This is a genomic window from Mesorhizobium sp. M5C.F.Ca.IN.020.29.1.1, assembly GCF_003997375.1.
Lineage (GTDB): Bacteria > Pseudomonadota > Alphaproteobacteria > Rhizobiales > Rhizobiaceae > Mesorhizobium > Mesorhizobium wenxiniae.
The window spans coordinates 1-6,586 of record NZ_RZSW01000353.1 but is presented as its reverse complement, the minus strand read 5'-3'; the positions used below and the strand labels follow the sequence as shown (position 1 = coordinate 6,586).

Annotated in this window: 7 protein-coding genes; 5 read left to right on the top strand and 2 right to left on the bottom strand. The window is 64.0% G+C overall.

Annotated features, from left to right (window positions below; genetic code table 11):
- The 3 genes from EOA85_RS23800 to EOA85_RS23790 form a co-directional block, all read left to right on the top strand.
- Window positions 1-314 (top strand): LysR substrate-binding domain-containing protein (locus EOA85_RS23800; RefSeq protein ID WP_245485976.1); only part of this gene is annotated, 314 nt, incomplete at its 5' end.
- A gap of 216 nt (window positions 315-530) precedes the next feature.
- Window positions 531-1,685 (top strand): efflux RND transporter periplasmic adaptor subunit, encoded by a 1,155-nt coding sequence (locus tag EOA85_RS23795; RefSeq protein WP_127211393.1) that lies wholly within the window; start codon window positions 531-533, stop codon window positions 1,683-1,685.
- Window positions 1,685-4,816 (top strand): efflux RND transporter permease subunit, encoded by a 3,132-nt coding sequence (locus tag EOA85_RS23790; RefSeq protein WP_127211392.1) that lies wholly within the window; start codon window positions 1,685-1,687, stop codon window positions 4,814-4,816. Before EOA85_RS23795 ends, EOA85_RS23790 begins: the two co-directional genes overlap by 1 nt.
- Before the next feature lie 57 nt (window positions 4,817-4,873).
- Here the strand turns inward: EOA85_RS23790 and EOA85_RS37675 are convergent, their stop codons facing one another.
- Window positions 4,874-5,083: a hypothetical protein gene (locus EOA85_RS37675; protein ID WP_164759835.1), complete on the bottom strand. Its 210-nt coding sequence runs from the start codon at window positions 5,081-5,083 to the stop codon at window positions 4,874-4,876.
- Entirely contained in the window at window positions 5,080-5,346 is a 267-nt protein-coding gene (locus EOA85_RS37670) for a hypothetical protein (RefSeq protein WP_163603004.1), read from the bottom strand. Before EOA85_RS37670 ends, EOA85_RS37675 begins: the two co-directional genes overlap by 4 nt.
- A gap of 219 nt (window positions 5,347-5,565) precedes the next feature.
- Between EOA85_RS37670 and EOA85_RS23780 the strand changes: the two genes are divergently transcribed.
- Together EOA85_RS23780 and EOA85_RS23775 are read left to right on the top strand one after the other, a co-directional pair.
- Window positions 5,566-6,381 (top strand): SDR family oxidoreductase, encoded by an 816-nt coding sequence (locus tag EOA85_RS23780; protein WP_127211391.1) that lies wholly within the window; start codon window positions 5,566-5,568, stop codon window positions 6,379-6,381.
- Window positions 6,382-6,407: 26 nt separating this feature from the next.
- Window positions 6,408-6,586 (top strand): MaoC/PaaZ C-terminal domain-containing protein (locus tag EOA85_RS23775; RefSeq protein ID WP_281033779.1); only part of this gene is annotated, 179 nt, incomplete at its 3' end.

The window sequence follows — 6,586 nt, the reverse complement described above, 5'->3', positions numbered from 1 at the left end:
GGCCCCTGTCGAGCGGCGGCGCGCGGTCCCAGTTCAAAGTGCGAGCAGTGGCCGTCGCCAGCGATCCAGAGGCGCTTCAGGGATTCCTGCTGGAGGGAGTTGGCCTGCTCATGACCAACCATGTGCGCGTCAAGTCGGACGTTGCCGCCGGAAGACTGGTTCGTGTCCTGCCCGAGTGGGCGGGGCCCGAACCAACGCTCTATGCGATCCGGCCTGGAGGCCGCGTTCAGCCCCCCAAAGTTAAAGCATTCTTGGACTTTCTCATTCCGCGGCTCGATTTGAAGATGATTGACAGCAAAGCGAGCCACATCTGAAGCCGATCCTGCGCACCACCCCTTTGGCGGCAGCCGGCTGATCCGGTTTTGACCGAGCGTAGCCCCTATCAACGTTACACCGATTTAATGTGCAAGCGAGCGGGAGAATTGCCATAAAGCTTTGATATCGACGAGTCATCCTGCGGGTCGGAGTGCGCCGTCGCGTCTACTTCACCTAGGGAACCGTAGGCGGTATATTTGCCAACCGGAGCGCCGATGGCCACCTGGAAACAGATCGTTTTTGCACTTGTGATCCTCGTCGCGGCTGCGGCCGCCTGGGTTCGCTTTTTTCCAGGCGCGCCGGATGTGCTGGCGCGCTGGGGCATCGACTGGGCTTATGCCGCAACGCCACCAACGGGCGCCGTCGATAACGCCGGGCAAGCAGGCAGCAGCAACGCAGCCGGTCAGCGGGTGACTATCGTCGCATTGCCGGCAGCCGCCGCCATCATCAACGATCGCCTGCAGGCGATCGGCACCGGCCGCGCCAACGCCTCGGTGACGGTCAACCCCTACAGTTCCGGCCGCCTCGTCGAATTCCTGGTCGAGTCCGGCGCCCATGTCGAAAAGGGGCAGGTGATCGCCACCCTCGATTCCGACACCGAGGTGATCGCACAAGACCGCGCCAAAGTTGCTTTGCAGGACGCGCAGGCCAAGCTCGACCGGGTCAAATCGCTGCGGGCTTCCAACGCTGCGACAGCGGTCGCCGTTGCCGATGCCGAAGTGGTGCTGGCCAATGCCAAGCTGGCGCTTCGCGATGCGGGACTGGCCTTGCAGCGCCGCTCGATCGTCGCGCCGATTGCCGGCGTGGTCGGCATCCTGCCGATTGCCGCCGGCAATTATGTGACCAGCCAGTCGGCGGTCGCCACCCTCGACGACCGCTCCAGCATACTGGTCGAATTCTGGGTGCCGGAGCGCTTCGCCGCCGCCGTCAAGATCGGCGCGCAATTGTCGGCAACGCCGATCGCCAATCCCAACAAAGCCTATACCGGTACGGTTTCCGCTATCGACAACCACATCGATGAAGCCAGCCGTACCCTTCTGGTCAAGGCAAAGATCGCCAACCCGGCCGATTCGCTGCGTGCCGGCATGTCCTTCCAGATCTCCATGAAATTCCCCGGCGACAGCTATCCGGCGGTCAGTCCGCTGGCGATCCAGTGGGGTTCGGACGGTGCCTATATCTGGGCCATCGTGGACGGCAAGGCCAAGCGGGTGGCCGTGCGCATCATCCAGCGCAACACCGAGACTGTGCTGATCGATGCCCCGATCGTCAGCGGCGACATGGTGGTGACCGAAGGCACCCAGAGCGTCAGCGAAGGCAGCGCGGTCCGCATCGCCGGCGAAGAACAGCGCGCCGCGGACGCCGACGGCTGATGACCGCAACCAACAACGCCGCCAGCGATACAGGCTTTACCGCACTGTTCATCCGCAGGCCGGTGATGGCCTTGGTCTTGAACACGCTGATCGCGGTCGCCGGCCTTGCTGCCTTCTACGGTGTCGAAGTCCGCGAACTGCCGGATGTCGATCGCGCCGTTGTCACCGTTAACACGACCTTTGAAGGCGCTGCGGCCGAGACCGTCGACCGCGAATTGACCGACGTGATTGAGGGCGCGGTCGCCCGCGTCTCCGGTGTGAAGACGATATCGTCCACCTCGTCCTTCGGCACGAGTCGCGTCACCATCGAGTTCAACGACGGCGTCGACCTCGACGTCGCCGCCTCCGATGTGCGCGATGGCGTTGGCCGCGTCGTCGACCAGATGCCGGACACGGCGGATGCGCCGCGCATCGTCAAGGCCGACGCCAATTCCGAGCCGGTGATGCGCCTGGCTGTCACCTCCGACACCATGTCGGTGCAGGACATGACGGTGCTGGTCCAGGACCAGATCGAGGACGAGCTTGCCGCCGTGCCCGGCGTTGCCGACGTCCAGGTCTATGGCGACCGCGACAAGATCTTCCGTATCGATGTCGACCAGAACAAACTTGCCAGCCTGGGCTTCACCGTCGCCGACCTGAGGACAGCGCTGGCTTCGGTGGCTTTCGATTCGCCGGCCGGCTCGATCACCACGACCAACCAGGACCTGATCGTGCGTCCGACGGCGGACGTGACCACGCCGGAGGAATTCGAAAACATCATCATCGGCGGCACGACCCGCATCCGCGACGTCGCCACCGTCACGCTCGGCCCCGATATCGGCCAGACCACGTTGCGTTCGAACGGCAAGACCGGCATCGGTCTCGGCATCATCCGCCAGGCGGAATCGAACACGCTGGATATTTCGACCGGCGTCAGGGCCGCGGTCGCCGCGCTGCAGGCCGATCTGCCTCAGGGCATGTCGATCAAGGTCACCAGCGACGATGCGGTCTTCGTCAACGGCGCGGTGCATGAGGTCGAGATCGCACTCGGCCTGTCCGTCTCCATCGTGCTGATCGTCATCTACGTGTTTCTCCTCGACTGGCGCGCGACGCTCATTCCGGGGCTTGCGATGCCGGTCGCCATGATCGGGACGATCGCCGCCATCTATCTCGCCGGCTTCTCGGTCAACATATTGACGCTGCTCGCCCTGGTGCTGGCGACGGGCCTGGTCGTCGACGACGCCATCGTCGTTCTGGAAAACATCGTGCGACGACGCAACGAAGGCATGGGGCCACGCGCCGCAGCCGTGCTTGGTGCCCAGGAAGTGTTCTTCGCCGTCATCGCCACGACGTTGACGCTGGTCGCAGTCTTCGTGCCGATTTCCTTCCTGCCCGGCCAGACCGGCGGCCTGTTCCGCGAATTCGGCTTCGTTCTCGCCATATCGGTGCTTCTGTCCGCCGTCGTGGCGCTGACGCTTTGTCCGATGCTTGCCTCACGCATGCTGTCGGCCGCGCCGCTTCACCACGAAGGCGGCAGCGGCATCGGCGCCCGCATCGGCGGTGCGCTGAACACGCTCTACCGGCGATGCCTGCGCACCTGCCTCGACGCGCCGTGGATCGTACTCCTGGTCGCGCTGCTGTTTGCAGCCACCGCCTTCACGCTGTTCGGCACGATTCGCCAGGAACTGACGCCGACCGAGGATCGTGCCGTCGTGCTTATGCGCGTCGACGCGCCGCAAGGCGTCAGCCTCGATTACACGACCGAGCAGATGCAGAAGATCGAAAAACTGATCCAGCCGCTGCGCGATTCCGGCGAAATCCGCAATACGTTCGAGAGCGCCGGCCGGAACGGCGCCTACAATGCCGGCTTCATGGTGATGACGCTGGCGCCGTGGGACGAGCGCGACCGCAGCCAGCAGCAGATCATGGCCGATATCAGCCGGCTCACCCGGCAGGTGCCGAGCGTGCGCGTCTTTCCGATGCAGCCCAACAGCCTCGGCATTCGCGGCGCCGGCAGCGGCCTGCAGTTCGCGCTGGTTGGCAACAATCGCGCAGCGCTCAGCGACGCTGCGGTGAAGATCATCGCCGAGATGCGGAAGGATGCCCGCTTCCAGTCGCCCCGGCTCTCCGTCGACCCGACGCAACCCCAGCTTTCGGTGGCCATCGACCGCGAGCGCGCTTCCGACCTCGGCATCGACATCACCGGGCTTGCCGATACTTTCCAGGCCATGCTCGACGGCAATGATGTCGTCGACGTCTACATCGCCGACCGCAGCTACGGGGTGAAGCTCGTCTCGACGACCAACCCAATCAACGATCCGACCGACCTGGAGAACATCTTCCTGAAGACGGCCGACGGCCGCTTCGTGCCGATGTCGACCATTGCCACGCTGGCCGAGCGCGCCGTGCCGCCCTCGCTGACCCGCGAGCAGCAGCAGCCGTCGGTGGCGATCACCTCCAATCTCAGCGGCGATTTCGCGCTCGGCCAGGCGCTCACCCGCGCCGAGGCAATCGCCACGCCGCTCCTGCCGCCGGGCAGCCGCATCGTCCCCTTGGCCGAGGCGGCGACGCTGGGCGAGACCAACAGCGCCATGATCACCATCTTCAGCTTCTCGCTGGTCATCATCCTGTTGGTGCTCGCCGCTCAGTTCGAGAGCTTCGTCAGTGCGGTCATCATCATGGCGACGGTGCCGCTCGGTCTTGCCTGCGCGATTTTTGCCCTTTTGCTCAGCGGCACCAGCCTCAACGCCTACAGCCAGATCGGCCTGGTGCTGCTGGTCGGCGTCATGGCCAAGAACGGCATCCTGATCGTCGAGTTCGCCAATCAGTTGCGCGACCGCGGGCTCGGCGTCCGCGAGGCGATCGAGCAGGCCTCGACCATCCGGCTGCGGCCGGTGATGATGACGATGATCTGCACCGTGCTCGGCGGCGTGCCGCTGGTGCTGGCGAGCGGCGCCGGCGCCGAGGCGCGCATCGCGCTCGGCTGGGTGATCGTCGGCGGGCTGGGTCTGGCCACCGTCTCGACGCTATTCCTGACCCCGGTCGCCTATCTCCTGCTCGGCCGCTTCGTGACGCCGAAGGTGGAAGAGGCATCGCGGCTGAAGCGCGAGCTCGAGGAAGCCGCCTACACCAATGTCGAGCCGGCTGAGTAGGCCCTTCCGTTTTGCGGAGAGGATGCCGTTTAACCAATTGCCCGTGAAATCCGGCAGTCAAAAATATGGATTTCTCGGATCAAAGGGATACTTTGGTTCACCCTTGCCAGTTGAAACGGCACCCGCGATAGGCACCCCCTTCGGTCCAAATTGATAGTCGATGCCGGCGCAAAGGTGGGCGAGATCCTGGTAGTTAAAACTACGCAGCGCACTACCACCTTCGAATGCGGCTGCTTTGAGTTGCTCAGGCGTGAGCGGCTCAATCATCCTATCGCGATAGGCTTGACCTTGGCCTTATTGAGCTTGGACCACTGGCATTCGGCGCCGATAACTCGCGCCAGCATGATATTTCTAACTGCGGTCGCGGCTGGATCATCCAAAGGGATCGAATATTTCTTGAGAAAATAGTTCGTACTCGGGTCGTTGGTCATCGACTTGCGCCAAAAGGGCGGGAACTTGTCTGCGGCCTCGGCGAAAATTGTACTTGCCATCGACACAAGGACAACCCCGACAAACCGCTGTAACCACATGGACGTAACCTCGAGCTATTCTGATTCAGGGCCTTATAGACACCATGCCATTCGGCTTGCCCAGTTCGGTAGGCACGCGCCCCATCGCGTCGGCCAGCGGGCACGACCGCTGTCACATGGGTCCGGCACTTTACCCGCGGCAGGGATGATCGTACTTCGGTTAGCCTTGTCAACGCGAGCCTTTTGCTGGGCGAGGCAAGGACGCGCGGAGGAATCGCGATGAGCTATCTGGATGAGCTGTTTTCGGTGGCCGGCAAGACCGCGCTGGTGACCGGGGCTGCGACCGGCATCGGGCGCATGGCGGCGACCGCGTTGGTCAGGGCCGGTGCTACCGTGATGATCGCCTCGCGCAAGGGCGAGGATTGCATCAGGGTTGCCGGCGAACTGAACGGCCTCGGCGGCTCCGGCCGAGCCGAGGGCTTTGCCGGCGATGTCTCCAGCGAGGTTGGCATCGCGGCGCTGGTTGCCCAGGTCAAGGCACGGACCGAACGGCTGAATATCCTGGTCAACAATGCCGGCGTTTCCTGGGGCGCGCCGCTGGAAAGCTTCCCCTACCATGCCTGGGCCAAGGTGTTCGGTGTCAATGTCACTGGCGTCTTCCATCTGACGCGCGAGCTCCTGCCGCTGCTCGACGCCGCCGCCAGCGATGCCGATCCGGCCCGGGTGATCAATCTGGGTTCGGTGATGGGTACGCAGCCGCTGGCGGACGACGCCTATTCATACTCTGCCTCGAAAGCCGCGGTTCACCACCTGACACGCACCTTGGCGATCGAGTTCGCCGCCCGCCAAATCACCGTTAACGCTTTCGCCCCCGGCCCCTTCCAGAGCCGGATGACCGCCTTTGCCACCGCGACCGAGGACCAGGCCAAGCATGTCGGCGGCCATGTTCCGATCGGCCGTATCGGCGCGCCGGATGACATTGCCGGCGCAACGCTCTATTTGTGCAGCCGAGCCGGCAGCTATGTCACCGGCGCCATCCTGCCGATCGATGGCGGGCAGTCGGTGCAGCATGGGCTGACACTGTTCAAGGAATGAAGCCGCTCGCGTACCGGACGGTTGAAATGGAGGACATCAGCGTGGAACCGATCAGTCTCGATGTGCTTCTGGCCAGCGTCGGCAAGGAAGTCGGCGTGTCGCCGTGGCGGGTCGTTTCGCAACGCATGATCGACCAGTTCGCCGATGCCACGGACGACCACCAGTTCATCCATTGCGATCCGGAGCGCGCCAAGCGCGAGACGCC

Bases quoted from the DNA above. Each gene is read 5' to 3' on its own strand.
- EOA85_RS23795 (WP_127211393.1), top strand. From the start codon at position 531: ATGGCCACCTGGAAACAGATCGTTTTTGCACTTGTGATCCTCGTCGCG.
- EOA85_RS23790 (WP_127211392.1), top strand. From the start codon at position 1,685: ATGACCGCAACCAACAACGCCGCCAGCGATACAGGCTTTACCGCACTG.
- EOA85_RS37675 (WP_164759835.1), bottom strand. From the start codon at position 5,083: ATGATTGAGCCGCTCACGCCTGAGCAACTCAAAGCAGCCGCATTCGAA.
- EOA85_RS37670 (WP_163603004.1), bottom strand. From the start codon at position 5,346: ATGTGGTTACAGCGGTTTGTCGGGGTTGTCCTTGTGTCGATGGCAAGT.
- EOA85_RS23780 (WP_127211391.1), top strand. From the start codon at position 5,566: ATGAGCTATCTGGATGAGCTGTTTTCGGTGGCCGGCAAGACCGCGCTG.